The 25,533-nt window shown below is 73.6% G+C and carries 23 protein-coding genes; 13 read left to right on the top strand and 10 right to left on the bottom strand.

All coding sequences use genetic code 11. The features are described 5' to 3' along the window. Positions 1-73: 73 nt before the first annotated feature. Positions 74-637, bottom strand: a complete 564-nt coding sequence (locus tag FED44_RS31745; protein ID WP_117409950.1) for a hemerythrin domain-containing protein — start codon at positions 635-637, stop codon at positions 74-76. Between the two features lie 316 nt (positions 638-953). Between FED44_RS31745 and FED44_RS31740 the strand changes: the two genes are divergently transcribed. Both FED44_RS31740 and FED44_RS31735 read left to right on the top strand, forming a co-directional pair. Next, positions 954-1,406, top strand: a complete 453-nt coding sequence (locus FED44_RS31740) for a cysteine dioxygenase (protein WP_138462981.1) — start codon at positions 954-956, stop codon at positions 1,404-1,406. Continuing rightward, positions 1,400-1,834: a rhodanese-like domain-containing protein gene (locus FED44_RS31735; protein ID WP_138462980.1), complete on the top strand. Its 435-nt coding sequence runs from the start codon at positions 1,400-1,402 to the stop codon at positions 1,832-1,834. Before FED44_RS31740 ends, FED44_RS31735 begins: the two co-directional genes overlap by 7 nt. Positions 1,835-1,960: 126 nt before the next feature. Here FED44_RS31735 and FED44_RS31730 read toward each other — a convergent pair whose 3' ends face one another. The 6 genes from FED44_RS31730 to FED44_RS31705 all read right to left on the bottom strand — a co-directional run bounded on the left by FED44_RS31730 (position 1,961) and on the right by FED44_RS31705 (position 9,100). Next, on the bottom strand, positions 1,961-4,804 hold the full coding sequence (locus FED44_RS31730; protein WP_138462979.1) for a fumarate reductase/succinate dehydrogenase flavoprotein subunit: 2,844 nt from the start codon (positions 4,802-4,804) through the stop codon (positions 1,961-1,963). Continuing rightward, positions 4,804-5,547, bottom strand: a complete 744-nt coding sequence (locus FED44_RS31725) for an ABC transporter ATP-binding protein (RefSeq protein WP_138462978.1) — start codon at positions 5,545-5,547, stop codon at positions 4,804-4,806. The genes FED44_RS31730 and FED44_RS31725 overlap by 1 nt, the downstream gene beginning before the upstream one ends. Next, entirely contained in the window at positions 5,544-6,545 is a 1,002-nt protein-coding gene (locus FED44_RS31720) for an ABC transporter permease (RefSeq protein ID WP_208759280.1), read from the bottom strand. Before FED44_RS31720 ends, FED44_RS31725 begins: the two co-directional genes overlap by 4 nt. Before the next feature lie 152 nt (positions 6,546-6,697). Further along, complete coding sequence (locus FED44_RS31715; RefSeq protein ID WP_138462977.1) at positions 6,698-8,125, bottom strand: ABC transporter substrate-binding protein; 1,428 nt, start codon at positions 8,123-8,125, stop codon at positions 6,698-6,700. Between the two features lie 14 nt (positions 8,126-8,139). After that, a complete protein-coding gene (locus FED44_RS31710; protein ID WP_079312946.1) occupies positions 8,140-8,367 on the bottom strand; it encodes an indolepyruvate ferredoxin oxidoreductase subunit alpha in 228 nt (75 codons plus the stop codon). Next, positions 8,351-9,100 carry a GntR family transcriptional regulator gene (locus tag FED44_RS31705; RefSeq protein WP_138462976.1) on the bottom strand — a complete coding sequence of 250 codons (750 nt, stop codon included), beginning with the start codon at positions 9,098-9,100 and terminating at the stop codon, positions 8,351-8,353. Before FED44_RS31705 ends, FED44_RS31710 begins: the two co-directional genes overlap by 17 nt. Positions 9,101-9,421: 321 nt before the next feature. Here FED44_RS31705 and FED44_RS31700 point away from each other — a divergent pair, with 321 nt between their 5' ends. The 4 genes from FED44_RS31700 (at position 9,422) to FED44_RS31685 (ending at position 15,087) form a co-directional block, all read left to right on the top strand. Beyond that, entirely contained in the window at positions 9,422-9,994 is a 573-nt protein-coding gene (locus FED44_RS31700; protein ID WP_138462975.1) for an OsmC family protein, read from the top strand. Positions 9,995-10,064: 70 nt separating this feature from the next. Next, a complete protein-coding gene (locus FED44_RS31695) occupies positions 10,065-11,261 on the top strand; it encodes an NAD(P)/FAD-dependent oxidoreductase (protein WP_138462974.1) in 1,197 nt (398 codons plus the stop codon). Between the two features lie 31 nt (positions 11,262-11,292). After that, positions 11,293-14,463 (top strand): ATP-binding protein, encoded by a 3,171-nt coding sequence (locus FED44_RS31690; protein WP_138462973.1) that lies wholly within the window; start codon positions 11,293-11,295, stop codon positions 14,461-14,463. 90 nt (positions 14,464-14,553) lie between these two features. Then, positions 14,554-15,087 (top strand): hypothetical protein, encoded by a 534-nt coding sequence (locus FED44_RS31685; protein ID WP_138462972.1) that lies wholly within the window; start codon positions 14,554-14,556, stop codon positions 15,085-15,087. Positions 15,088-15,114: 27 nt separating this feature from the next. On the opposite strand, the gene FED44_RS31680 is transcribed toward FED44_RS31685, so the two are convergent. Next, entirely contained in the window at positions 15,115-16,338 is a 1,224-nt protein-coding gene (locus FED44_RS31680; RefSeq protein ID WP_138462971.1) for a saccharopine dehydrogenase family protein, read from the bottom strand. Positions 16,339-16,433: 95 nt separating this feature from the next. Here FED44_RS31680 and FED44_RS31675 point away from each other — a divergent pair, with 95 nt between their 5' ends. From FED44_RS31675 to mftF, 7 genes are all read left to right on the top strand, one after another. Next, positions 16,434-17,213, top strand: a complete 780-nt coding sequence (locus FED44_RS31675) for a TetR/AcrR family transcriptional regulator (RefSeq protein WP_244302439.1) — start codon at positions 16,434-16,436, stop codon at positions 17,211-17,213. Positions 17,214-17,496: 283 nt separating this feature from the next. Further along, positions 17,497-17,595 (top strand): mycofactocin precursor MftA, encoded by a 99-nt coding sequence (gene mftA, locus FED44_RS31670; protein WP_117409937.1) that lies wholly within the window; start codon positions 17,497-17,499, stop codon positions 17,593-17,595. After that, a complete protein-coding gene (gene mftC / locus FED44_RS31665; protein WP_138462970.1) occupies positions 17,595-19,202 on the top strand; it encodes a mycofactocin radical SAM maturase in 1,608 nt (535 codons plus the stop codon). Before mftA ends, mftC begins: the two co-directional genes overlap by 1 nt. A 17-nt stretch (positions 19,203-19,219) precedes the next feature. After that, positions 19,220-20,443, top strand: a complete 1,224-nt coding sequence (gene mftD / locus FED44_RS31660) for a pre-mycofactocin synthase MftD (protein ID WP_117409935.1) — start codon at positions 19,220-19,222, stop codon at positions 20,441-20,443. Continuing rightward, the gene (gene mftE / locus FED44_RS31655) at positions 20,436-21,224 is read left to right on the top strand and encodes a mycofactocin biosynthesis peptidyl-dipeptidase MftE (RefSeq protein WP_138462969.1); all 789 of its coding nucleotides are present in this window, start codon (positions 20,436-20,438) and stop codon (positions 21,222-21,224) included. Before mftD ends, mftE begins: the two co-directional genes overlap by 8 nt. Then, a complete protein-coding gene (locus FED44_RS31650) occupies positions 21,221-22,045 on the top strand; it encodes a mycofactocin-coupled SDR family oxidoreductase (protein WP_138462968.1) in 825 nt (274 codons plus the stop codon). The genes mftE and FED44_RS31650 overlap by 4 nt, the downstream gene beginning before the upstream one ends. After that, on the top strand, positions 22,042-23,502 hold the full coding sequence (gene mftF, locus FED44_RS31645; RefSeq protein ID WP_138462967.1) for a mycofactocin biosynthesis glycosyltransferase MftF: 1,461 nt from the start codon (positions 22,042-22,044) through the stop codon (positions 23,500-23,502). The genes FED44_RS31650 and mftF overlap by 4 nt, the downstream gene beginning before the upstream one ends. Before the next feature lie 81 nt (positions 23,503-23,583). On the opposite strand, the gene FED44_RS31640 is transcribed toward mftF, so the two are convergent. Next, a complete protein-coding gene (locus tag FED44_RS31640; protein ID WP_117409931.1) occupies positions 23,584-23,808 on the bottom strand; it encodes an acyl-CoA carboxylase subunit epsilon in 225 nt (74 codons plus the stop codon). Beyond that, positions 23,808-25,397 (bottom strand): acyl-CoA carboxylase subunit beta, encoded by a 1,590-nt coding sequence (locus tag FED44_RS31635; protein ID WP_220499464.1) that lies wholly within the window; start codon positions 25,395-25,397, stop codon positions 23,808-23,810. The genes FED44_RS31640 and FED44_RS31635 overlap by 1 nt, the downstream gene beginning before the upstream one ends. Positions 25,398-25,533 lie beyond the last annotated feature (136 nt).

Raw genomic sequence — 25,533 nt, 5'->3', positions numbered from 1 at the left:
GGGGCGGGCGGCGCCGGGCGCACCCATCCCGGCGCAGACCCGCGCCGGGAGGTGCTCGCCTACGTCGTCTCCGTCAGTCCTTGTTCGACTGCCGCCAGTCGCGCACCGCGTCGCGGATCTTGTCGAACACCGCCACCGGCGGGCCGGCCAGCATGTTCACGGTCGCGGACTCCCCGGCGCCCGGGTGCGGCCGGGTGGGCGCGATCGCCTCGGCCGCCCGTACGGCGCCGGCCATCCGGCGCAGCCGCTCCGCGGAGAGCTCCTGGCGCAGGCGGGGGAACTCTTCCTGCTCCTCGTGGGTGGCGTGCTCGACGACCGCCTTCTCCAGCATGGCGAGCCTGGCGTCGAACTCGGGATGCTCCACGCCGAGGTCGTACAGGTCGGAGAGGGCGTGCTTGGCCTCGCTCTCCTCGTGCAGACGGGCCTCGACGACCTCGTCGCCCGCCGACGAGCGCGCGGCGGGGTGCACGACCTGCTCCTCCGCGCTCTCGTGTACGGCCAGCAGCCGCACGAGGTCGTTGAACAGGTCGCTCTTGCGATCTCCGTCCGCCACGACGATCCCGGCGAACAGGCCCTTGATCTGCTCGTGCTGCGCCAGCAGCAGGTCGATGACATCGCGGTCTTCGGTAGTGGTCAACGCCGTCACCTTTCGCTTCGGGAAGCTGTGACTCGCTTCGGGGGTTCGTTCCGGGGCCTCACTTCGGCAACCTGGGCCCACCTGCCCCTTTCCCGCTCCCCTATGCCTCCCCGCCCGCCGGGAGCCGCCGCACCCCTATACCCCGCTTTCCAGGTTGACTTAGTAGGTATTTCTCCCGCATCCTTGGCCCATGCACCTGGAGCCTCTCCACTGGTCGAACCTGCCCGTAGATCTCCGCAGGCAGGCGAGTGCTCTCTGTACGGCGTCCGCACCCGCGTGAGCAGAGGTATCGGAACCGCACGACCAGGAGCATGGAATGACCGCGAACGCACCCACCCTCACCCGCACCCGGCTGGCCGACATCGCCCACGCGCTGGCCACCTCCCCCGACGAATGGATCCAGCGCGTGCGGCTCAGCACCGACGGCCGCTGGTACGAGCGGCTGCACAGCGACGACGACCACGAGATCTGGCTGATCAGCTGGCTGCCCGGTCAGTCGACCGGGTTCCACGACCACGGCGGCTCGCGGGGGGCCTTCGCCGTCGCCCTCGGCACCCTGCGCGAACACGACGTGACCGTCGAACGGGATCTCCACGCCGGTGACGCGCGCGAGTTCGGACCCGACTACGTGCACGAGGTGCGCAACGTCTCGACCGCTCCTGCGGTCAGCGTGCACGTCTACTCGCCTCCGCTGTCCACCATGAGCCGCTACGACCTCACCGACGGCCGGCTGACCAAGGTCGCCGAGGAAGGTGCGGAGCAGTGGTGACGGGCGCGGCGACGCCGGTCCGCCCGCCGGGCGCCCGGAGCATCGACGAGGTCCTCGCCGACAGCCGGCGCCGCCTGCGGAGGCTCACCCCCCAGGAGGCGTACGGCAGGGTCCGCGAGGGCGCCCTGCTCGTCGACATCCGGCCCGCGGCCCAGCGGGCGGCGGAGGGCGAGGTGCCCGGCGCGCTGATCGTCGAACGCAACGTCCTGGAGTGGCGCTTCGACCCCGCCCAGGACGCCCGGCTGCCGGAGGCGACCGGATACGACGTGGAGGTCATCGTGATCTGTTCCGAGGGCTACACGTCGAGCCTGGCCGCCGCGTCGCTCCACGACCTCGGGCTGACCCGCTCCACCGACGTCGTCGGCGGATTCGTGGCCTGGCGGGCGGCGGGACTGCCCGCCACCGGCGGGGGTCACGCGCCCTCCTGACAGCGAGCCGCCGCGCTCCCGAACCGCCCTCCCGGAACCGCCAGGCTCCTGAAGCGCGCTCCCGAACCGCCGCCGGGAGCCGACGCCTCCGGGCCGGGTCCGGCCTCGCCCCCCGGCGGCGGTGGATCAGACTCCCGCCGGGACCCCGGCCGCGCCGGCCGGGGCGGCGGTCTCCAGCGCCCTGCGGGCGTACGCGCGGACGTCGGCGTCGGAGTCGCCGAGCGCGCCGTGCAGGGCGGCGGCCACGTCCCGCCGCGCCGCCCAGGCGGACAGCGAGAGGACCGCGGCCTTGCGCACGTCGAGGTGCGGGTCGGCGAGCGCCGCCACCAACGGTCCCGCGGCCATGCCGGGATCGGCGGCCGCCAGCCCGCGGGCCGCGCCCACTCTCACCTCCCAGGCCGGATCCGCCAGAGCCCGTACGGCCGTCTCGCCGAAGCCGGAGACGGTATCGGAGCCGGTGTCGAAGCCGGCTCCGGGCTCGCGGTAGAGAGCCGGGCCGAGCCCGGCGGACGCCTCCAGCGCGGCCGCCCGGACGAGCGGATCGGGGTCGGCGGCGAGCCGTACGACGGCCGGGGCGCCGCCGGGCAGGCCGATGGTCCCGAGCCCTCTGGCCGCCCAGACGCGCACCTCGCGGTCCTCGTCCCCGGCGGCGAGCGCCACCCGCCCGGCGTCGTCGAGCGAGACCAGGCCCCTGACCGCCTCGATCCGCACCCGGGAGTCGGAGTCGGTGAGCGCCGCACCGAACACGCCGGCGTCGCCGAGGCGCAACGCCCGCAGGACGTCCAGGACGGCCGCGCGGACGATCGGGTCCCCGGCCGCCGCGCCGGCCCCGCCCGCCGTCTCCCCCACCCCGCTGTGACTCACTCCCGCCTGGCCCGCGTCACCGGGACTCGCCCCGTAACCGGCCACCGCGCGGAGGGAGGCGCCGAAGGCGGGGGTCGCGGGCAGCACCTCGACGAGTTCCCGCAGGCCGGTGGCGGCGGCCCGCCGTACGGTGCCGTGCTGGTCGGCGAGGGCCTGGGCCAGCGCGGTCTCCACGCCCGGGGGCGTGGTCTCGGTCAGCGTGGCGACGGCCGCCCTGCGGACCTTCGGGTCGGCCTCCGCCAGGTAGGGGGTGATCTGGTCGAGTGTGGGCTCGCCGTCGGCGAGCCGCAGCAGTTCGAGGATGCGCGGCGAGCGCCCGATCGCCTCCACCGCGAGCCGGCCGCCCCCGCCGCGCCGCACCGAACGGGGCGCGCCGTACGCGCCGACGACGACCGGCTCGGCCGGGCGGGGCGTGAAGCCCTCGACGGGCACGAGGTACGGCTCGACCGGGCGCTTGACGAACTCCATCGCCCCGGCGGCGTTCCTGCGCAGGTTGAGGTGAAAGAGCCACTCGTCGTCGTTCCGCTCGGGCAGGTCGGCGCGGTCGTGGTAGAGACCCCACCTGCTCTCGGTGCGGACCAGCGAGGACCGGGCGGCCATCTCGGCGCAGTCCCTGATGAACGTCACCTCCGCGCACCGCATCAGCTCGTGCGGGGTCCGCGCGCCCATGGCCGCGATCTCGTCGCGCATCCGCTCGAACGTCTCCAGCGCGAGGCCGAGCTTCCTGCCGGTCTTCGGCGGGGCGACGTAGTCGTTGACGAACCTCCGCAGTTTGTACTCGACCTGCGGCTGCGGCGGGCCGTCGGGATTGCGCAGCGGGCGGTAGATCAGTTCGTGCGCGGCGGTGATCTGGTCCTCCGGCAGACCGCCGGCCGTACGGTGGTGCTCGGCGGCGTGGGCCCCGGCGAGGTCCCCGAAGACGAACGCGCCGATCATGTAGTTGTGCGGCACGCAGGCCAGGTCGCCCGCGGCGTACAGGCCGGGGACGGTGGTCGCGCCGTTCTCGTCCACCCACACGCCCGAGGCCGAGTGCCCGCCGCACAGGCCGATCTCGGAGATGTGCATCTCCACGTCGTGGGTGCGGTAGTCGTGCCCGCGCCCGGCGTGGAAGGTGCCCCTGGTGGGCCGCTCTGTGGTGTGCAGGATGTTCTCCAGCGCGGTGAGCGTCTCGTCCGGCAGGTGGGTGGTCTTGAGGTAGATCGGGCCGCGCGCCGAGGCGATCTCCCCGGCCACCTCGGCCATCATCTGGCCCGACCAGTAGTCGCAGTCGACGAACCGCTCCCCCTCGGCGTTGACCTGGTAGCCCCCGAACGGATTGGCCACGTAGGCGCAGGCCGGGCCGTTGTAGTCCTTGATCAGCGGGTTGATCTGGAAGCACTCGATGCCGCTGAGCTCGGCGCCCGCGTGGTAGGCCATCGCGTACCCGTCCCCGGCGTTGGTCGGGTTCTCGTACGTGCCGTACAGGTAGCCGCTGGCGGGCAGGCCGAGCCGCCCGCACGCGCCGGTCGCGAGGATCACGGCTCCGGCGGAGACCGTGACGAACCGGCCGGAGCGGGTGTCGAACCCGGCCACGCCGACGGCCCGGCCCTCGCTCGTGAGCACGCGGACCGGCATCACCCGGTTCTCGATGCGCACCTTCTCGCGGATGTCGCGACGGCGCAGCACCCGGTAGAGGACCTTCTTGACGTCCTTGCCCTCCGGCATGGGCAGGACGTAGCTGCCCGACCGGTGGACCCGGCGCACCGCGTAGTCGCCGTGCTCGTTCTTCTCGAACTTCACGCCGTAGCGCTCCAGCCGCCGCACCATGTCGTAGCCGCGCGTCGCCGTCTGGTGGACGGTGCGCTGGTTGACCACCCCGTCGTTGGCCCTGGTGATCTCTGCGACGTAGTCCTCGGGGGTGGCCTTGCCGGGGATGACCGCGTTGTTCACGCCGTCCATGCCCATCGCCAGCGCGCCGCTGTGCCGTACGTGCGCCTTTTCCAGCAGGATCACGTCGGCGCCGCGCTCGGCGGCGGTGATCGCGGCCATGGTCCCCGCGGTGCCGCCGCCCACCACCAGAACCTGGCATTCCAGATGCAGGCGGTCTGCCGGGGAAGGGATGTCCATCACAGCTCCTCGATGATCCGGGCGCGCAGCCCGGCACGGTCGGTCTCAGGGGTGCGCGGGCCGGGCACGGGCAGGACGCGTCCGATGCCGCCGCGCCCGAGCACGACGACCCGGTCGGCGAGCAGCAGGGCCTCGTCCACGTCGTGGGTGACGAAGACGACCGTGGCGGCCGTGTCGCGGAGCACGTCCAGCAGCAGGCGCTGCATCTCGCCCCGGGTCTGCGCGTCCAGCGCGCCGAAGGGCTCGTCCATGAGCACGGCGCGCGGCGCGGCGGCCAGGGACCTGGCGAGCTGCACGCGCTGCCGCATGCCGCCGGACAGCTCCCGGGGCAGCCGGTCCTCCCAGCCGGCGAGGCCGACCCGGGCGATCCAGCTCTCGGCGGCCGGTCCGCGGTCCCGTCTCGGCACGCCGCGGATGCGCAGCGGCAGTTCCACGTTGCGCCGGACCGTGCGCCAGGGCAGCAGCGCGTCGTCCTGGAAGACCATCGCGCGGTCGGGCGACGGCCCGGTGACCGGCACGCCCTGGGCCAGGACCCGGCCGGCGCGCGGGGTCAGCAGCCCGGCGACGGCCCGCAGGATCGTGGACTTGCCCGAACCGGACGGTCCGACGATCACCAGGACCTCGCCGGGGGCCACGTCGAGGTGAAGATCCTCCAGTACGGCGTGCCGCCCGTAGCCGAGGGACACGCCCTCCAGCCGGATGGCGAGCCCCGTCTCCAGGGCGGGCGCGACCGTGGCACTCATCGGGCGGCCTCCTCGACGCCCTGGCCGGCTTCCCGCCCGCCGGCCGCCTGCTCGAAGGCCGCCTGCTCGAAGGTCGCCCGCTCATGGGTTTCCCGGTCGCCGGCCCGCACGCCGGTCCTCTCCTCCGCCTTCTCTCCGGCCCTCTCTCCGGCCCTCTGTTCGGCCCTCTGTTCGGCCCTCTGTTCGGCCCTCTCTTCGGCACGGGGCAGCCATCGGGTGAGGCGCCGGCCGAGCAGTTCGATCGAGGCGGAGGTGAGCCACCCGAGCACCCCGATCGACGCCATGCCGACGAGCACCGCCGGGTAGTCGACCACCGTGTACGCGTGCCACGTCCGGTAGCCGACGCCGAACTCGCCGGAGATCATCTCGGCGGAGATCACGCAGATCCAGGCGACGCCCATGCCGACCGACAACCCGCCGAAGACGCCCGGCAGCGTGCCGGGGAGCACGACGTGCCACAGCACGTGCGCGCGTCCGCCGCCCATGGTGCGGACCGCGTCCTCCCACAGCGTGGGCAGCGCCCGTACGGCGTGCCGGGTACTCACCATGATCGGGAAGAACGCCGCGGCGAACGTGATGAACACGATGCCCTGCTCGTCGGTGGGGAACACCAGGATCGCGATCGGGACGAGGGCGATCGCCGGGATCGGCCGGACGACCTCGACGGGCGGCAGCAGCACGTCGGCCGCCCACCGGGACCGCGCGACCAGCACGCCCAGGGCGATGCCGGCCACCGACGCCAGCGCGAACCCGGTGAGGATGCGGATCATGCTCTGGGCCAGGTCGAGATAGTAGAGCCCACCGGCGAGTTGCCGGCTGAACTCCGTCGCGACCTCGACGGGCGAGGGCAGGCGGTCGAACCGCAGCCCGGCGCGGACGTCGGCGGTCGTCAGCCACTGCCACAGCGCGACGACGACCACCAGGGATCCCAGCCGCACCGCCCATCTGCGCAGCCCGGCCGCCGTCGCCCGGCCGCGTACGCGCCGTCCCGGCCGCACCGCCGAGACGGCACCGGAAGCCGGGGGCTCCGAGCCAGGGGGCTGCGAGGCCGGGGACCCCGAGGCCGAGGGCTCCGAGTCAGAGGACTGTGAGCCAGAGGACTTCGAGGCCGGGGACTCCGAGGCCGGGGACGTGTCCAGCGCCGGGGTGCTCACCGCGACGCACCTCCCGCCGCGGCCTTCAGCGCCTCGTCGTAGCCGACGACCGCCGCCCGGGGGTGCTCCTTCACGAACGCCTCCGCGCCGTCGCGGGTGGTGAAGGGCTTGAACCTCTCGTTCTCGTCCGCGGCGGGATCGCGCACCCAGACGGACCGGTCCGCGAACCAGTGCGTGCCCGTGGCCGCGTCGGGCACGTACGCGGCCCGTACGGACCCACCGCCCGACGTGGCGGCGGCGATCTGCCGCAGCAGGCAGGTCGGCGTGGCCGCGGGACGGAGCGTGTCCTCCCCGGCCAGCCACAGCTCGCCCGCCTTCGCGGGGTCGCCGGCCGGGGTGCCGCAGGCGGCGTCGGTCCCGGTGATGCGCGCCGCGTTGACGGTGCCCGCGGCGTCGGCGTCGTAGGAGGCGCCGTACGCCTTCCTGACATAGGAGTCGTCGGCGAACCTCGCCACGTCGACGCCCTTGAAGTCGGTGCCGATGGACTTCAGGTACTTCTGGTCGTGGTCCAGCGCGGCGAGGAGCCGGGACTTCAGCGTGACGTCGAAGGTGGCGATGCCGTCGCGCCCGTTGTAGAGGTAGACGACCTCGGCCGGGAGCCCGGTCGCCTTCGCGACCGCCTCGGCGGCCTCGACGGGGTGCTCGTGAAGGTACTTCGTGGCGTCGATCTGCGCCCGCAGGAACGCCTGGAGCACGTCGGGCCGCTCCTTCGCGTACGCCTCCCGCACCACGACGCCGTGGAACGTCGGCACGTCGAGTGCCGACCCGTCGTACACGAGCCGGGCCTGGTTCTTGAAGACGAGCAGTCCCGGCCACGCCACGAACTGGGCGTATCCCTGCACGTTGCCCGACTGCAGCGCGGAGGCGCCCACCGGCGGCTGCTGGTTCACGACCTCCACGTCGGTGGCGGGGTCGAGCCCGGCCCGCTCCAGCGCCTGGACGAGCGTGCCGTGGCCCGCCGACCCGGAGCTGGCCGACACCTTCCCACCTTTCAGGTCGGCCAGCGTGCGCGCCTTCGACGACGGGGCGACCACCACCGAGTTGAGCCCGCCGCGCAGGTTGTAGCCGGTCGCCGACACGAGCCGGGTCCGGGCGGCGGACACGCCCTGGGTGCGCGAGGCGTTGATGAGGAGCGGGTAGTCGCCCATCGACCCGATGTCGATCTTCCCGGCCACCATCTTGGCGGTGATCGGGGCGCCGGTGTCGTAGTCCTGCCACTCGACCCGGTACCTGCCGCCGAGGCGCTTCTCGAAGTAGCCGAGGCCGCGCAGCAGCGTCCCGGCCGTCACCGTGTTGATGGTCTTCGACTGATATCCGACGACCACGGTCTCCTTGCCGTCGTCGGCGCCCGCGGAGACGGAGCACCCGGAGAGGGCGCCGGCGGCCGCGGCCAGCAGCGCCACGGTGGCGAAGATTGTGCGCATGGGGGGATGTCCTTCTATCGGAGCAGGTAGGGGATGTTCACCGTGACGGCGTCAGCGGGGCACCGGTCGGCGCAGGGGCCGCAGTACCAGCACTCGTCCACGTGCATGTACGCCTTGCCGCTGACCTCGTGGATGGCCAGTGAGTCGAGCGGGCAGACGTCCACGCACAGCGTGCAGCCCTCGATGCACAGCGACTCGTCGATCGTCACGGGCACGTCGACGCGGCTATTGACCAGGGTCATCGGTGTTCCTCCAGAGATGGCCACGCATGGTGAGACGGTCGCCGCGGAACCGGACGAACTCCAGGTCCACGGGGCGGCCGTCGGAGAGGTGGGTGAGGCGCTCGACCATCAGCAGCGCCGCTCCGCGCGGCGCGTCGAGGACGGCGGCGGTGTGGGCGTCGGCGTTGACGGCCTCGATCGTGAGCTCCGCCGCGCCGAGCGGCCGCCCGGCGATCCGCTCCAGGAGCACGAACACGTCGTTGTGCACGAGGTCGGCGTCGAAGAGCGGCTCGCCGAGCTCTCGTACGAGATAGGTCAGGTCGAGCGAGAGCGGCAGCCCGTCGAGTCTGCGCAGCCGCTCGATGTAGACGACGGGCTCGCCCTCGAGCAGGTCGAGCCGTTGCCGGACCGCGGCGGGAGGCGGGATGAGGCCCATGGCGCGGACCTCGTTCGTCACCTCGCCGTGCTCCCGGAGCGTCTCGGCCAGGCCGAGCAGCCGGTACAGGCCGTGCGGGTACTTCTCCGCCGCGACCGTGGTGCCCACTCCCGGGCACCGCGCGATGAGGCCCTCGTCCCTGAGCAGGTCAAGGGCGTCCCTGACGGTGTTGCGCGAGGCCCCGAACTCCCGGGCGAGAGCGGCCTCCAGGGGCAGGTGGCCGCCGTCGAAACCACCGCGCACGATCTCGCACCGCAGCAGGTCGGCCACCTGGCGGGCCCGGTCCGCCCGCCGCCGCCTCGCATCCGCCAGCTCCATGGGAAAGAAGCCTAGCTTCCCGGTAGGAATATATGGATAACGGCCGGATTACGCCACCCCAGGCGGCCTCCATGCACCGCTGACCTGGCGGTACGCAGGAAGACAGCCGAGAACCGCCACCCCTCCGGCACCTCCCCGCCGCCTCGGCAGGCGACGGCGGGCTCGGGCGCGAGCCGGAGATCGAGCCGGGGAAGGTCCGGGTCCGGCTCGCGGAAGGACGCGGGAAGGCGGGCCTCCTACTGTCCTCCCGTCGCCGGTCACCGGTAGACGTCGCCCGGCGGCCCGCAGGGCGGCCGGGACCGTGCGGCGGAGGAGGAAACCGTGAGCACCACACAGACCCGTGCGCCGCGCAACGGCGTCGACACCCCCACGCTCTTCGCGACGCTGAACGCCGTGAAGGGAGATCCGGAACTGGCGAAGTTCCGGTTCCGGGCCACCAACACCTGGATCAGCGGCACCCACAACCGCAGTGTCATCCGCGGCTTCTACGGCGCCGGCCAGGAGGACACCACCCGGACCGACGACTTCACCTACGACGCCGACCACCCGGCGGTCCTGGTCGGCGGGGGCAACGCCCCGACCCCGGTGGAGTTCCTGCTGCACGCCATCGCCTCGTGCATCACCGCGGGCGTGGCGAACATCGCCGCCGCCCGCGGCGTGACGCTGCACGAGGTGAGCTCGACCGTCGAGGGCGACATCGACCTCCTGGGCGTACTCGGCCTGTCGGAGCGGGTGCGCAACGGCTACCAGGGCATCCGGGTCACCTTCCGGATCTCCGGTGACGCGCCGGCCGACGTGCTGCGCGGGCTGGTCGAGCAGTCCCGGGCCAGGTCGGCGGTCTACGACGTGCTGACGAACGGCACGCGGGTGGACATCGACGTGGTCGCGGCCTGAGATCGGGTCCGCGGTGAGACCGGCCGGGTCACGCACCGACGCGCGCCCGCGAGGGGAGAGGGAAGACGACGTGGAGAGTTTCGATGTGGCCGTCGTCGGCGCTCGCGCGGGCGGGGCCGCGGCCGCGATGCTGCTGGCCCGGCAGGGGCTGCGGGTGCTGCTGGCCGACCGCGACCGGTACGGCGCGGACACGCTGTCCACCCACGCCCTGATGCGGGGTGGCGTGCTGCTGCTGTCCCGGTGGGGGCTGCTCGACCGGATCGTCGCCGCCGGCACTCCGCCGGTGCGGCAGACCCGTTTCCACTACGGCGACGAGACCGCCACCGTCAGCATCAGGCCCCGCCTGGGGGTGGAGGCGCTCTACGCGCCCCGGCGGAGCCTGCTCGACGCGCTGCTGGTGGACGCGGCCGCGGCCGCCGGGGCCGAGGTGCGGTTCGGGGTCACCGTCACCGGCCTGCTCCGGGAGGACTCGGGGCGGGTCGCCGGGGTGACCGGCCACGACCGCCGGGGCACCCGTGTGTCCGTCCGGGCCCGGCTCACGGTCGGCGCGGACGGCCGGCGGTCCACCGTCGCCCGTGCCGCCGGTGCCCGCACGCTGCGTACGGGCACCGGGGCCGGGGCCGTCGTGTACGGCTACTGGACCGGCCTGGAAACGAGCGGCTACGAGTGGTTCTACCGGCCCGGTCACACAGCGGGCATGATCCCGACCAACGACGGCCAGGTGTGCGTCTTCGCCGGGATGCCCGCCGCCCTCTTCCGGGCCACCGCCGGGGAACAGGGCGCCGCCGGGACCTCCGGCGGCGGAACAAGTGGCGCCAGGACGGGAGGCGGGTTGGGTGGGCGCTACCACCGGATGCTCGCCGCCGCCACGAAGGGCGCCGGCGGCAGGCTGGCCGCCGCCGGGCCTCCTCTTCGGTTGCGTACCTGGGTGGGGCGGCCGAGTTTCGTCCGCGAGGCCCAGGGACCCGGGTGGGCGCTGGTCGGCGACGCCGGCTCCTTCCTGGACCCGCTGAGCTCCCACGGCATCACCGACGCGCTGCGCGACGCGGAGAGGCTGGCGCGGGAGGTCGCGGCGGCGGGCGGACCGGGATCACTGTCCGGCACGTACGCCGCCGACCGGGACCGCGTCATCGGTCCGATCTACGACGCGGTGGACCGGATCGCGGCCTATGGCTGGGACCTCAACCAGGTGCGCCGCCACCTGCTGGAGCTCAACTCGGCGATGAGCGCGGAGGTGGAGATGATCAGTGCCGTCGGCGCCGGCTGACGAGTACCTTCATGTCCGGAGGTGCCAGGACATGCAGGTGCACATCACCATGCTGGGACGGTTCGCCGTCCACGTGGACGGCAGCGTGCTCCCGCCCGGGGCGTGGCATCGCCGCCAGGCGGCGGAGCTGGTCAAGCTGCTCGCCCTGGCACCGCGCCGCCGCCTGCACCGCGAAGAGGTGATCGACGCGCTCTGGCCGGGCGTCTCCCCCGGCCAGGCCGCGCCCCGGCTGCACAAGGCCGCCCACTACGCCCGCCGGGCCCTCGGTGCCACGGACGGTGTCGTGCTGCGCGGCGAGAGCGTCGGACTGCTTCCCGACGTGCCCGTGGTCGTCGACGCGGTCCGCTTCGCCGAGCTGGCCGCCGCCGCCCTCGCCGACGGCGGAGCCGCAGCGGCCGTCGCGGCGCTGGAGGCCTACGCCGGTCCCCTGCTGCCCGACGATCCGTACGAGCGATGGGCGCAGGCCCACCGCGACCGGTTGCGTCTGCTGTACGCGCGCCTGCTCCGGCAGGCGGAGCGCTGGGACGAGCTCGTCGAGCTCGACCCGGCCAACGAGGAGGCGCATCTCGCCCTGATCCGGCGGCACGCGGAGCGCGGCGACCGCCGGGCCGCCCTGCGGCAGTACGAGCGGCTCGACCGGGCCCTCGGCCGGGAGCTCGGCGTCGCGCCGGGCGCGGAGGCGGTCGCCCTGCGCGAGGCGCTGACCGCCGATCCCGCCGGACGGGCGGGGCCGGCCGCTCCCGCCGTCCTGGTGGGCCGCGAGGCGCAGACCCGCCGGTTCGAGGAGACGATCGCCGAGGTCGGGCGGGGCCGGGGCCGCACGGTGTTCCTGGCCGGCGCACCGGGTATCGGCAAGTCGTTCCTCGCCCGGTGGGCGCTCGACCGGGTCGCGGGCATGGGCTGGCGCACCGGCGCCGGCGCGGCGTCGCGGGTGGAGGGCGCCTGGCCGTACGCCCCGGTGCTCGAAGCGGTCGCGGACCTCTGCCGGCGCCACCCCACCCTGCTGGACGGCCTGGACGACCGCTGCCGGGAGAGCATCGAGCTGGCGCTTTCCGGCCGCGACCTCGACTGGAGCGGCGACGGCGGCCACCAGCGTCTCTACGTCGCGGTCATGGAGCTGATGCGGCTCGCGTCCGCGGGCAGCGGCGCCCTGCTCGTCGTCGACGACGCGCACGAGGCGGACGAGGCGGGCCTGCGCCTGCTGCACTACCTCGCGCGAAGCTGCGCGAGCGAACGCGTGCTCCTGTTGCTCTGCCACCGCAGGCAGCCGCTCACGGACACGTTCGAGCAGGTGCGGTCGAGCCTGCTGACGCGGGGCGCGGCGGTGGAGCTTCCCCTGACTCCCCTCGGCCGGGAGGAGACCGAGGCGCTGGCACGGGCGTCCCGGCCGGGGCTGGGCCCGGAGACGGGCGAGCGGATCTGGCATCTCTCCGGGGGGCTGCCCTTCGCCGTCGTCGAGGCCGCGCGGGTGGCCGGCGAGGGTGACGCGCCCGGCGCCGTCCCGGGCGAGGTCGTGCTGGGCCTGCTCGACCCGCGGGCGCGGGCCGTGCTCGAACGGGTGGCGATCGCGGGCTCCGCGTTCGACACCGACGAGTTCATCGCGTTGTCCGGCGCGACCGAGGACGAGGCGTTCGACTGCCTGGACGCGGCGCTGGCGGCACTGGTCGCCGAGCGCACCGCGAGCGGCTACCGGTTCCGGCACCCCCTGATCCGCGAGGCGCTGCTCGCCGGCATCCCGCCCCACCGGCAGCGCCGGCTGCACCGGGTCTGCGCCGAGCGGCTGGCCGCCCTGAACGCCTCGCCGGCGCGGGTCGGTCACCACCTGCTCGCAGCGGGGGACGCCGCGGCGGCCGTGCCGTACGTGCTCCGTGCCGCGCAGACCGAGGCGGCGGTGGGGGCGTTCCGCGAGGCGCTGGCCCTGGTCGACTCGATCCGGCACGTGTGCGGCGAGGCCGACCGCCCGCGTGCGCTCGCGCTGCGCGCCGACCTGCTCGCCGCCGTCGGCGACGCCGCGGCGGCGGCGGCCTACCGGGAGGCGATCGAGGCCGCCCCGCCGCCCCGGCGCAGGCCGCTCCGGGCCCGGCTGGCCCAGATGCTGGTGCTGGCCGGCGATCTGGAGACGGCCGGGACGATGCTGGACGAGCTGGACCTCGGCGGCGGACCGCCCGACCCGACGATCCTGCTCGCCCGGGGTCAGCTCGCCTACTTCCGGGGCGACCTGGAGCTGGCGCGTACGGTGTCGGAGCAGGCGCGCGGCCTGGTGACGGCGGGCGAGATGGACCGGCAGGTCCTCGACCTGGTCACACTGCGGGGGCTGGTCGCGCACAACCGGGGAGAGTGGTACCAGCAGCTCCGCGTGGAGCTACGCCGGACCCGTGACGAGCCGTCCCTGGCCACCGCGATCTTCGACTCCCACCTCTGTGTGGCGGAGTACCTGCTCTACGGCCCGACGCCGTACCGGGAGGTGATCGAGCTGGCGGCGGCGCTGCGGGAGACCGCGACGCGGGCGGGCGCGATGCGGGCCGTGGCGTTCGCGACCGCGCTGATCGGGGAGGCCGCCCTGCTGAGCGACGACCTCGACCTGGCCGAGCGGGAGCTGCGCGAGTCGGTCGACCTGCATCGGGAGATCGGCGCGTTCGCCGGCGAGTCGCACTCCCTGCAACGCCTGGCCGAACTGTGCCTGGCCCGCGGCGACAAGGCGGCCGCGGGCCGCCTGCTCAACCGCGCCCTGCCGCTGGCGCGCTGGTCGAACCTCGCGATGCACCTCATGCAGCGCATCTTCGGCACCATGATCGTCGCGGCGGACGGCCCCCGGGAGGCGCGGGCCGTCGTCGACCGCGCCTGGGCCACCCTCGGCGCCGGCGACGTCTGCTTCTTCTGCCATGTGATGCTCGCCGTGCCATCGGCGATCGCCTGCGCCCTCGGCGACGCGCGGCTCCATCTGGCCACCGCCGAGCGCTCCGCCGAGCTGTGGCAGGGCACTTCCTGGCAGGCGGCGATCCTGGAGGCCCGGGCCCATATCGCCCGGGCCGAGGGAGACCACCCGGCGGAGGCCCGCCTGCTGGCACAGGCGGCCGACCTCTTCGACGACGCCGGGCATCCGCGGGACGCGGCCCGCTGCCGCCGGAGCGGCGCCACGTGGGAGGCGGCGCGGAAGGAGTCGCCGGCCGGAGAGAAGGATGCGGGAAGGGCCTCCTCCTAGCGTGTGCGGAGTCGCCGGGCAGAGCGCCCGGCGTGCGCCATCCGGAGGAGACCCATGCGCATCCCCTCGAACAAGCCCGTGAAGACCCCTGTGAAAACCCCTGTGAGGACCCCCGCGCAGACGCACCGCGTTCGCCGCTCGGCGCTCGCCGCCGCGCTGCTCGCCGGCGCGCTGTTCGCCGGCGGAGTGCTCGGCCCGGCCGGCACACCGGCACAGGCGGCGACCACGATCACGGCGTCGCTGAGCATCACCAGAGCGGCGCCTCCCGGGCCCGGCCTGATGAACGTGCGCGTCCTGGTCAAGGTCCCCATGAACCTGTACGACGCCAACGGGTACCTCAACAACGGAGCGCGGATAGAGCTGCGCTTCTACGGCGAGGACCCGGTCTCCGACAACCTCGTCCTCGGCCCGATCACCTACGTGAGGTCGGCGGTGGGGCTGTCGGCCACGGAGGAGGGCATCCGCCTGCTGACGCAGTGGCAGGAGGAGCCCGGGAGCTGGCTGAACGAGGACGACGGCCTTCTCGACGGCGTCACCGACGAGGTCTACGTACGGGCCAGGTTCGTCGACGGCGACGGCGTCGCCATCCAGGCCAGGTCGAACGTCGTCACGGGCATCTTCTGACGGAGGCGGGCACGGCCCGCGCCGGGGTCACTGCTCGCGCATGCCCCAGGGGGTGCCGTACTCGGTGAGCAGGTCGAGGAAGGGCCGCGGCGGGAAGGCCTCGGGACCCAGGACTCCGGCGCCGGACCAGGCGCCGGAGGCCATCAGTTCGAGGGCCACGACCGGGTTGACGGCGGTCTGCCACACCACCGCCTGGGAGCCGTACTCACGCATGGACCACTGGTTGTCGACCACGTGGTAGAGGTAGACCTCACGCGGGCCGCCGTCCTTGGTTCCCTTGACCCAGGTGCCCGCGCACGTCTTGCCCCGCATGCGCTCCCCGAGCGTGGCCGGGTCGGGCAGGCACGCCGCGACCACGTCGCGCGGGGACACCTTGACGGCGGTGCCGCCCCCGGCGGCGACCTGGACGGGCTCGGTGCGGTCCAGCCCCAGCAGGTGCAGGGTCCGCAGCGTGTCGATGAACTCCGCGCCCAGCCCGTACTTGAAGGTCACCCGCTCGGCGTCGATCCAGCGGGGCATGAGCAGGACCTCCTCGTGCTCGACGTTGACGCACTCGACCGGGCCGATCCCCTCGGGGAAGTCGAACACCTCGGGCTCGCTGAAGGGCGGGGTGGTGAACCATCCCCGGCCGGTCTCGTAGACGACCGGGGGGTTCAGGCACTCCTCGATCGTGGTCCAGATGTTGAACGACGGCGCGAAGCCGTATCCGTCGACGGTGAGGTCGGCGCCGTCCCGCACGCCGATCTCCTCGATGTGGTCGAAGAGTTCGTCGGCGGCGTACCGGGCGAACACGTCCGACAGCCCCGGCTCCACGCCCATGCCGACCAGCGCGAGCCGGCCCGCCCGCTCCCACTCCGCGGCCGTCTCGAACTGGGCGTCGCCCAGCTTGACCCCGCACTCCTCGTGCGGGCGGTCCGGATGGGGCCGCGACAGCGACATCGCCATGTCCAGGTAGTGCGCGCCGGCCGCCAGCGCCGCCCGGAACAACGGCATGACGAACCGCGGGTCCGTGGCGTTGAGGAGGACGTCGCAGCGGTGCTCGGCCAGCAGCGCCGCGACCGCGACCTCGTCACCCGCGTCGGCCCGGCAGGCGCTGAAGCGATCCCCCGTCTCCCCGAGCGCGGCGACGGCCGCCTTGGCACGGGACAGGTCGTAGTCGGCGACGACCATGTGCTCGAGGAAGGATCTGCGGGCCGCGATCCGGGTGATCGCCGTACCCACTCCACCGGCTCCGACAAGCAGCACGCGCATGGTACAAACATCCCTTTCTTGGACAAACGCCCCTGATGTGCCGATCCAACGCCACCCCCACCCCGAACGTCAATGGCGTTGGCATAAGGTAGGCGGTGAGGAGAGAGGGGGACGCCGTGCCCAAGCCGGTGGTGGGCGAGTCGGCGCGCCGGCGGCGCCGCCCGACGAAGAACGGGGTGGTCCTCTCGGAGGGCCTGATCGTGCGGACCGCGCTGCGCATGCTGCGCGAGCACGGCCCCGCCGGCCTCACCGTACGGCGACTCGGCATCGCCCTGGGAGCCGACCCCAGCACGCTCTACCGCTACTTCAGAGGCGTGGACGACCTGACCCTGGCCATCGGCGACATGCTCGTCGGACAGGCGATGGCCGGCTGGAGCGGAGGCGGCGACTGGCGCGCCGGCCTTCGCGACCTGGGCCTGCGCATCCACGCCGCCTACCTCGAACACCCGCAGGCCGCGGTGCTGACCGCCAGCCGCATCAGCGGCAAGTCGCACGAGATCGCGGCCGACGAGGCGATCCTCGGGCTGCTGCGTGGCGCGGGGTTCCCCGACCGTGAGGCGGTCGGCGTCTACCACACCTTCATCGACATGACGCTGGCCTTCGCGGCGCTGGACGCGGCCACCCTGGCGCTGCCCGCCGAGGCGCGCGAAGCCGACGAGGAGATCTGGCGGGCGACCTACGCCCGGCTGCCCCGGGCCACCCACCCCAACATCGCGGCGGTCGCCCCTCTGCTGGTCGCCCGCATGAACGACAGCGCCTACCCCGCCGCCCTGGAGATGCTCCTCGACAGCGCCGCGTCGCGGCTCACGCGCCCCCGCCCCGCACCCCGGACGGCACGAGGCGGGGGCCGGGACCGCCCGGACAAGGGTGTCTAGGGGTTTTCCACGCCTATCACTCCTTTTAGTGTGATTGGTGTTTCAGCAGAAAGGCGAGTCGCCTCATTCGAGTTCGCTCAGGTCGAGCGGGCTCGAATCGTGGCCGCTCGAATCGAGACCGTCGCGGCGGTAGTCCCTTCCCTCACATCTCGAGAGCGCCGGCGATTCCGCGAGGACGCCCCGGTCCGGCTCTCGCCGCACGAATATCCCGAAGACCCGGCTTATCCCCGAAAACCCGCTTATTCCAAAAAACCAGGTTCCGCGCCCCGAGGAAGGAGCAGCCATGGAGGAGACGACCGTTCCGGCCGAGGCGACGGAGGAGCTCACGGCGGAGACGCTGATCGAAGAGGTGTCGATCGACGGCATGTGCGGCGTCTACTGATGAACGATCCCCTGGACGAGGCCTGGGAGCTGTCTCCCCGGGTGGCCCTGCGGCCGGAGCCGTTCGGGGCCCTGGCCTACCACTTCGGCAACCGGCGGCTGACCTTCCTCAAGCGCCCCGAGCTCGTCTCGGTGCTCCGCGACCTCTCCACCGAGCCCGACGCCCGTGCCGCGCTGACCCGTGCCGGCGTTCCCGCCGGCCGGTGGCCCGCGTACGCGGAGGCCCTGCGGGGCCTCGCCGGCGCGGACATGATCAGGCCGCGCGGGCGGGTGGAGAGCCGGAGCACGGCAGCGCGAAACTCGACGGCGCAGAATTCGACGGCGCAGAACTCGACGGCGCAGAACTCGGCAGTACAGGACAGCCCGGCACGGTCGGGGACGGCGAGCGGGTCGCTGGCCAAGCGGTTCGAGTACGGCCTGGCCGCTCCCATCTGCCTGACCTGGGAACTCACCTACGCCTGCAACCTGTCGTGCGTGCACTGCCTGTCGTCGTCGGGGCGGCGTGACCCGCGTGAGCTCGCCACCGCCCAGTGCGAGGCGGTGATCGACGAGCTGCAGGCCATGCAGGTCTTCTACGTCAACATCGGCGGCGGGGAGCCGACCGTGCGGCCCGACTTCTGGCATCTGGTGCAGTACGCCGTGAACCACCAGGTCGGGGTGAAGTTCTCCACGAACGGGACGCGACTCACCCCCGAGCGGGCGCGGTTCCTGGCCGCCACGGACTACGTGGACGTGCAGGTGTCGCTCGACGGCGCCACCCCCGAGGTCAACGACCGGGTCCGCGGCCCGGGGTCGTACGAGACGGCGCTGCGGGCGCTCGACAACCTCGCCGCGGCCGGGTTCGCCGACGCGAAGCTGTCGGTGGTCGTGACCCGGGAGAACGCGGGCCAGCTCGACGAGTTCAAGGCCATCGCCGACGAGCGCGGGGCGACGCTCCGGCTCACCCGCCTGCGCCCGTCCGGACGGGGCGCCGACGTGTGGGACGAACTGCACCCGACGGCGGCCCAGCAGCGTGAGCTGTACGAGTGGCTGCTGCGCGCGGGCGAGGACGTGCTCACCGGCGACTCGTTCTTCCACCTCGCGGGGTACGGCGAGTCGCTGCCGGGGCTGAACCTGTGCGGCGCGGGCCGGGTGGTCTGCCTGATCGACCCTCTGGGCGACGTGTACGCCTGCCCGTTCGCGATCCACGACCGCTTCCGCGCCGGCAACGTGCTCTCCGACGGCGGGTTCGCCGCCGTGTGGCGGGAGTCGGAGCTGTTCGAGGACCTGCGGTCGCCGCAGACCTCGGGCGCGTGCACCGGATGCGGGTTCTTCGACTCCTGCCGGGGCGGGTGCATGGCCGCCAAGTTCTTCACCGGCCTGCCGCTCGACGGGCCCGACCCCGAATGCGTGCAGGGGCACGCCGCCGACGCGCTCGCCGCGGCGGGCCGTACGGTGCCCCGGCCCAGCCAGGACCACTCCCGCCGCCCCGGCGCCCGCCGGGCCGGAGCCGGGCCGGTTCCGGTGCGCATCGGACGCCGCCCCTCCGCCGCCCCACCCGTACACCCACCCGTGCACGCGTGCGCGGAGAGCCCGCTCGCCGGGTTCAGCCCCTCATCCGACGTGTAGCAGAAGGACGATAGCTCGTGGCCGCGAACGCCTGGTTCGAGACGGTTGCGGAGGCGCAGCGCAGAGCGCGACGCCACCTGCCGAAGTCGGTGTACTCCGCGCTGCTCGCCGGTTCGGAGAGAGGCCGGACGTACCGCGACAACACGGCGGCGTTCGCCGAACTCGGCTTCGCGCCGCACGTGGCGGACCTGCCGGCCAAGCGCGACCTGTCCACCACCGTGATGGGGCAGCAGATCTCCCTGCCGGTGCTCATCTCCCCCACCGGGGTGCAGGCCGTGCATCCCGACGGGGAGGTTGCGGTGGCACGCGCCGCCGCGGCGCGCGGCACGATCATGGGGCTGAGCAACTTCGCGAGCAAGCCCGTCGAGGAGGTCGTGGCCGCCAACCCGCAGACCTTCTTCCAGATGTACTGGATGGGCACCCGCGAGTCCATGGCCGCGCACATGGAGCGGGCCCGCGCCGCCGGGGTCAAGGGGCTGATCGTGACCCTGGACTGGACGTTCTCCCACGGCAGGGACTGGGGCAGCCCGTGGATCCCCGAACGCCTGGACCTGAAGGCGCTCGCCCGCTTCGCGCCGCAGGGCCTGACCCGGCCGCGGTGGCTGCTGGGCTTCGCCAGGACCGGCCGGCTGCCCGACCTCACCGTTCCCAACGTGGCGGAGCCCGGCCGTCCCGCTCCGACGTTCTTCGGCGCGTACGGCGAGTGGATGCGGACCCCGCCACCCGGCTGGGATGACGTCCGGTGGATGCGCGAGCAGTGGGACGGCCCGTTCATGCTCAAGGGCATCTCCCGGCTCGACGACGCCCGCCGCGCGGTGGACGCCGGGGTCACCGCGATCTCGGTGTCGAACCACGGCGGCAACAACCTGGACGGCACGCCCGCGACCATCCGGCTGCTCCCGGGCATCGCGCGGGTGGTCGACGGCCAGGCCGAGGTGCTGCTCGACGGCGGCGTACGGCGCGGGGGCGACGTGGTCAAGGCGCTCGCGCTCGGCGCGCGGGCCGTGATGATCGGACGCGCCTCGCTGTGGGGCCTGGCGGCGAACGGCCAGGCGGGCGTGGAGAACGTGCTCGACATCCTGCGCGGCGGCATCGACTCGGCGCTGCTCGGCCTGGGCCGCGCGTCGATCCACGATCTGGAGCCCGGCGACGTGCTGGTCCCGCCCGGCTTCACCAGGGAGATCGGGTTCACCGGGGAGATCGGCTCCACCAGGGAGATCGGGTCTCCGGGCGATGCGTGAGAGGGGCGAAGGCGGCCTGGCGGACCTGTCGTGGCCCGCGCTGCCGTCCTCGCCGACCGTGCTGGTGCCGCTCGGCTCCACTGAGCAGCACGGCCCGCACCTGCCCCTGCACACGGACACGGCGGTCGCGGCGGCGGTGGCGAGGGCCGCCGCCGCCCGCCTTCTCGCGGTGGCTCCGGCCGACCCCGTCCTCGTGGCGCCGCCCGTCGCGTACGGCGCGAGCGGCGAGCACCAGGACTTCCCGGGCACCATGTCCATCGGGACCGCCGCCCTCCGGTTCCTGCTCGTCGAACTCGTCCGCTCCCTGTCCCGCTGGGCCGGGCGCGTCGTGATCGTGAACGGTCACGGCGGGAACCTGGACGCCCTCGCCGCCGCGACGCCGCTGCTGCGCGAGGAAGGCCACGACGTGTGCTGGGCGCCCTGCGCGGCCGGGCCGGCCGACGCCCACGCCGGCCACGCCGAGACGTCACTCATGCTGCATCTGGCCCCGCGTCTGGTGGACATGGCCCGGGCGGAGCCGGGCAACCTCGCCCCGCTCGCGGAGATCATGCCCGAGCTCGCGGCCAGGGGCGTCGCCGCCGTGTCACCCTCCGGCGTGCTCGGTGATCCGACCACGGCCACCGCCGGGGAGGGACGCCGCCTGCTCGACCGGATGGCCGACGACGTGGCGGCCCGCGTCCGGCACGGACGGGCCGACCACACCGGCCGCCTCCTGCCCGCCCCCACCCCCGCACCCACACCCGGACCCGCGGCCGCGGCCGCGACGGCCTCTCCGGCATGAGCCAGGTGAGCGGCGAGGACGGCGGCTTCCGGGTCGCCCTGGTGACCGGGGCGGCCCGCGGGATCGGCGCCGCCGTCGTGCGGGCGCTGTGCGCCAGGGGCTACCGGGTGGTCGCGGTCGACTCGTGCGCGGCGGACGGCCCGGCCCGGCCCGCCGGGGTGACCTACCCGCTCGCTGCCGACGCCGACCTGAAGTCACTGGCCGACGACCACCCCGGCGTGGTGGTGCCGTACATCGCGGACGTGCGCGACCGCGACGCGCTCGCCCGCGCCGCCGCCGTGGCTGCTGACCGCTTCGGCCGGCTGGACGCGGCCGTGGCCGCCGCGGCGGTCATGGCCGGCGGCCTGCCGCTGTGGGAGACCCCGGACGCGCACGTGCGCGCCCTGTGGGAGACCGACGTGCTCGGGGTGTGGAACACCGCCGCGGCGTGCGTCCCGCACATGCTGGCGGGGCCCGAGCCGGGGGCGTGCCGGTTCGTCGCGGTGGCCTCTGCGGCCGGCTCGCACGGGCTGTTCCGCCTGTCGGCGTACACGATGGCCAAGCACGCGGTGGTCGGGCTGGTGCGCGGCCTCGCCGCCGACCTGGTGGGCACGGGGGTGACCGCGGCGGCCGTCTCCCCCGGTTCGACCCGCACGCCGATGCTCACCGCCACCGCCGATGTGTACGGCCTGGACGGCGTCGAGGACTTCGCCTCGTCCCAGCTGCTGCGCCGCCTGATCGAGCCCGCCGAGATCGCCGAGACCATCGCGTTCTGCTGCTCTCGCGAGGGAGGCGTCGTCAACGGATCGGTGATATCGGCGGACGGAGGCTTCACTCCATGACCCACGATCAGATCACCCGCGACTCGGACCCCCGGGCGCCCGGCCGGCTTCCGGACGGTTTCACCGTCCGGCTGAACCGGCGTGTCCGGGTCCGCGACGGCGGGCGCACCCTGGTGGGTGGCGCGCCGACGCGGGTCATGTACCTCACCCCGGCCGCCGCGGACCTGTTCGACGGCCGCAGGCTGCGGGTCCGCGACCGCGTCTCTGCGCTGCTCGCCGACCGGCTGCTGGAGGCGGGCCTCGCCGACCCGGTCGTGGGGGACCTGCCCGGTCTCGACCCCTCGCAGGTGACGGTGGTCGTGCCGGTGCGCGACCGGCCCGCCGCGCTCGACCGGCTGCTGTCGGGCATCGGCGACCGGCACCGCGTGATCGTGGTGGACGACGCGTCGGCCGCCCCGGAGGCCGTCGCCGAGGTCGCGGCGGCGCACGGCGCGGTGCTCGTCGCGCTGGCGGAGAACGTCGGCCCCGCCGCCGCCCGCAACGCGGGCCTGCGCCGGGTCACCACGCCCTACGTCGCCTTCGCGGACTCCGACGTGGTCCTCGAACCCGGCACGCTGCCGACCCTGCTCCGGCACTTCGCCGATCCCCGGGTGGCCGTGGCCGCGCCGCGCGTGCTGGGGCTCCGCCTGCCCGGCCGGGCCCGCTGGATCCTCCGCTACGAGGACGCGCGGTCCTCCCTCGACCTGGGCCTCGATCCGGGCATCGTACGCCCGAGGGCGCCGGTCTCCTGGGTCCCGAGCGCGTTCCTGCTGGCGCGGGCGGACGCCCTCGGCCACGGCTTCAGCGCCGAGATGCGCGTCGGCGAGGACGTCGACCTGGTGTGGCGGCTGGCGCGGGCGGGCTGGCGGGTGCGCTACGAGCCGGCCGCGACGGTGCGGCACGAGCACCGCACGGTGGTCCACGACTGGCTGCGGCGCAAGGCCTTCTACGGCACCGGAGCCGACCTGCTCGCCCGGCGGCACGGCCGCGACGTGGCCCCCGCGGTGCTGGCGCCCTGGAGCGCGGCCTTCGTGCTGGCGCTGCTGGCGCAGCGGCGGTGGTCGCTGCCGGCCGCGGCGCTGATCTTCGCGGGCACGGCCGCGACGATGTCGGCCAAGGTCAGGCGGAGCGAGCACCCGGTGCGCCTCGCCCTGACGCTGACGGCCGACGGTGCCGTCGCGGCCGTCTGGCAGGCGGCGGCGCTGCTGCTCCGCCACTGGTGGCCGCTCGCCGCCGTCGGCTGCCTGCTGTCCAGGAGGCTCCGCCGGGCCGTGGCCGCCGTGGCCGTGATGGACGCCCTCACCGATCTGCGGCGCACCGGCGCGCACCTCGACCCGGTCCGCTACGCCGTGGCCCGGCGCCTGGACGACGCGGCGTACGGGTCCGGCCTGTGGCTCGGCGCGATCCGCGGGCGCTCGGTGCGCGCCCTGCTGCCCGACATCCGGTGGAAGACACGCTCGTCGAGGCCGTCCGCCTAGAAGCCGTTCGCCGGGAGACCGGCCGCTTGGAGAACGTGGTGAGCCGCCGCCCCGGGAGCACCCGGGGCGGCGGCTGCGGCGTCACCGGACACCGGTGAGCGCGTCGGTTCGGTGGCACGCCACCCAGGACCGGGGCGACCCGTAGTCCGGCAGGCGCAGCCGGGGCCGGTGTCTCTTCGGCCCGGCGACCGGCCCGGGTTCTGCGCCGTCCGCACGGTCCGCCGCGACCGCGTACAGGGCGCACACCAGCGCGCAGATCTCCTCCTCGGTGGGATTTCCCGCGACCACCCGCAGTTCGGCGCCCATCACATCGGGGGGTTTCCGTGCTTGCGCCGCGGCCCCGACGCCTGCTTGGCCCGCAGCAGGCCGAGCGCCCTGGTCAGGGTGGCCCTGGTCTCGCTCGGGTCGATGACGTCGTCGACCAGCCCGCGCTCGGCGGCGTAGTAGGGGTGCATGAGCTGCCTGCGGTATTCCTCCACCCGCTGGGCGTGCGCCTCGACCGGGTCCGGCGCGGCGGCGATCTCCCGGCGGAAGATGACGTTGGCCGCGCCCTCCGCGCCCATGACCGCGATCTCGTTGGTCGGCCAGGCGAAGGACAGGTCCGCGCCGATCGACCTGGAGTCCATCACGATGTACGCGCCGCCGTACGCCTTGCGCAGCACCATCGAGATGCGCGGCACGGTCGCGGCGCAGTACGCGTAGAGGAGCTTGGCGCCGTGCCTGATGATGCCGCCGTGCTCCTGGTCGGTCCCGGGCAGGAAGCCCGGCACGTCGACCAGGCTGACCAGCGGGATGTTGAAGGCGTCGCACATCTGGATGAAGCGCGCGCCCTTCTCCGAGGCCTTGATGTCCAGCACCCCGGCCAGGTGGGCGGGCTGGTTGGCGATGATGCCGGTGACGTGGCCGTCGAACCTGGCCAGCCCGCAGATGAGGTTCTGCGCCCAGCCCGCGTGGAACTCGAAGAACTCCCCGTCGTCGACGATCTCCTCGATCACCGCCGACATGTCGTAGGAGATCGCCGGATCAGCCGGCACCAGGTCGAGCAGGGCGTCGTTGCGCCGGTTCGCCGGGTCGGTGCAGGTGATGGACGGCGGCAGTTCCTGGTTGTTGGCGGGCAGCAGGGACAGCAGATAGCGGACTTCCTCAAGACAGGACACCTCGTCCGGGCAGACGAACCCCGCCACGCCGGAGAGTGTGCCGTGCACCCGCGCACCACCGAGGTCGTCGGCGCTGATCTCCTCACCGGTCACCGCCTTCACGACGTCCGGGCCCGTGATGAACATCTGGGCCGTGTTCTGCACCATGAACACGAAATCGGAGAGAGCCGGCGAGTACGCCGCTCCCCCCGCGCACGGGCCGAGCATGACGTTGATCTGCGGAATCACCCCCGACATCCGCACATTGCGCCGGAAAATACCGCCATAACCGGCAAGCGCGGTCACACCTTCCTGGATCCGGGCCCCGGCGCCGTCGTTCAAACCGATCAGCGGCACCCCGGCGGCCTCGGCCAGGTCCATCACCTTGTGGATCTTCTCGGCGTGCGCCTCACCGAGCGCGCCGCCGAACATCCGGAAATCGTGGGCGAAGACCATGACCTCGCGGCCGTAGACCTTGCCCCACCCCGCCACCACGCCGTCGGTGTACGGCCTGCGGTGCTCCAGCCCGAAACCGGTGGCCCGGTGCTGCCGGAACGCCTCCACCTCCACGAAGGACCCGCTGTCGAGGAGCACGTCCAGGCGCTCCCGCACGGTGAGCTTGCCCTTGGCGTGCTGGCGCGCGGTCGCCTCCTCACTCGGGCCTGAATGGATGCTCTCCTTGAGCACCTGCAAATCCGCCAGCCGTTCCCGCATAGATTCCTTCGGCAGGTCGCTGACCCGCGTCACCACGGTCCCCATATGTATTCCTCCTGACGGCACAACCGGGTGCCCTCAGGGTAAGGGGGCCGATCAACGCCACGACACCCCTAAAAAGGACGGCGACCGCGCCGATAAAACGCGTCCCGAATAGAACCGGAAAACGGTCCGGATATCA

It is taken from the genome of Microbispora triticiradicis (assembly GCF_005864065.1).
Classification (GTDB): domain Bacteria; phylum Actinomycetota; class Actinomycetes; order Streptosporangiales; family Streptosporangiaceae; genus Microbispora; species Microbispora triticiradicis.
This window is presented reverse-complemented; position numbering and strand designations above follow the sequence as displayed.

What these genes read in the sequence shown, in the direction of transcription:
- FED44_RS31740 (WP_138462981.1), top strand. Translation starts at nt 954, where the DNA reads ATGACCGCGAACGCACCCACCCTCACCCGCACCCGGCTGGCCGACATC.
- FED44_RS31730 (WP_138462979.1), bottom strand. Translation starts at nt 4,804, where the DNA reads ATGGACATCCCTTCCCCGGCAGACCGCCTGCATCTGGAATGCCAGGTT.
- FED44_RS31725 (WP_138462978.1), bottom strand. Translation starts at nt 5,547, where the DNA reads ATGAGTGCCACGGTCGCGCCCGCCCTGGAGACGGGGCTCGCCATCCGG.
- FED44_RS31715 (WP_138462977.1), bottom strand. Translation starts at nt 8,125, where the DNA reads ATGCGCACAATCTTCGCCACCGTGGCGCTGCTGGCCGCGGCCGCCGGC.
- FED44_RS31710 (WP_079312946.1), bottom strand. Translation starts at nt 8,367, where the DNA reads ATGACCCTGGTCAATAGCCGCGTCGACGTGCCCGTGACGATCGACGAG.
- FED44_RS31705 (WP_138462976.1), bottom strand. Translation starts at nt 9,100, where the DNA reads ATGGAGCTGGCGGATGCGAGGCGGCGGCGGGCGGACCGGGCCCGCCAG.
- FED44_RS31690 (WP_138462973.1), top strand. Translation starts at nt 11,293, where the DNA reads ATGCAGGTGCACATCACCATGCTGGGACGGTTCGCCGTCCACGTGGAC.
- FED44_RS31680 (WP_138462971.1), bottom strand. Translation starts at nt 16,338, where the DNA reads ATGCGCGTGCTGCTTGTCGGAGCCGGTGGAGTGGGTACGGCGATCACC.
- mftA (WP_117409937.1), top strand. Translation starts at nt 17,497, where the DNA reads ATGGAGGAGACGACCGTTCCGGCCGAGGCGACGGAGGAGCTCACGGCG.
- mftC (WP_138462970.1), top strand. Translation starts at nt 17,595, where the DNA reads ATGAACGATCCCCTGGACGAGGCCTGGGAGCTGTCTCCCCGGGTGGCC.
- mftE (WP_138462969.1), top strand. Translation starts at nt 20,436, where the DNA reads ATGCGTGAGAGGGGCGAAGGCGGCCTGGCGGACCTGTCGTGGCCCGCG.
- FED44_RS31650 (WP_138462968.1), top strand. Translation starts at nt 21,221, where the DNA reads ATGAGCCAGGTGAGCGGCGAGGACGGCGGCTTCCGGGTCGCCCTGGTG.
- mftF (WP_138462967.1), top strand. Translation starts at nt 22,042, where the DNA reads ATGACCCACGATCAGATCACCCGCGACTCGGACCCCCGGGCGCCCGGC.
- FED44_RS31640 (WP_117409931.1), bottom strand. Translation starts at nt 23,808, where the DNA reads ATGGGCGCCGAACTGCGGGTGGTCGCGGGAAATCCCACCGAGGAGGAG.
- FED44_RS31635 (WP_220499464.1), bottom strand. Translation starts at nt 25,397, where the DNA reads ATGGGGACCGTGGTGACGCGGGTCAGCGACCTGCCGAAGGAATCTATG.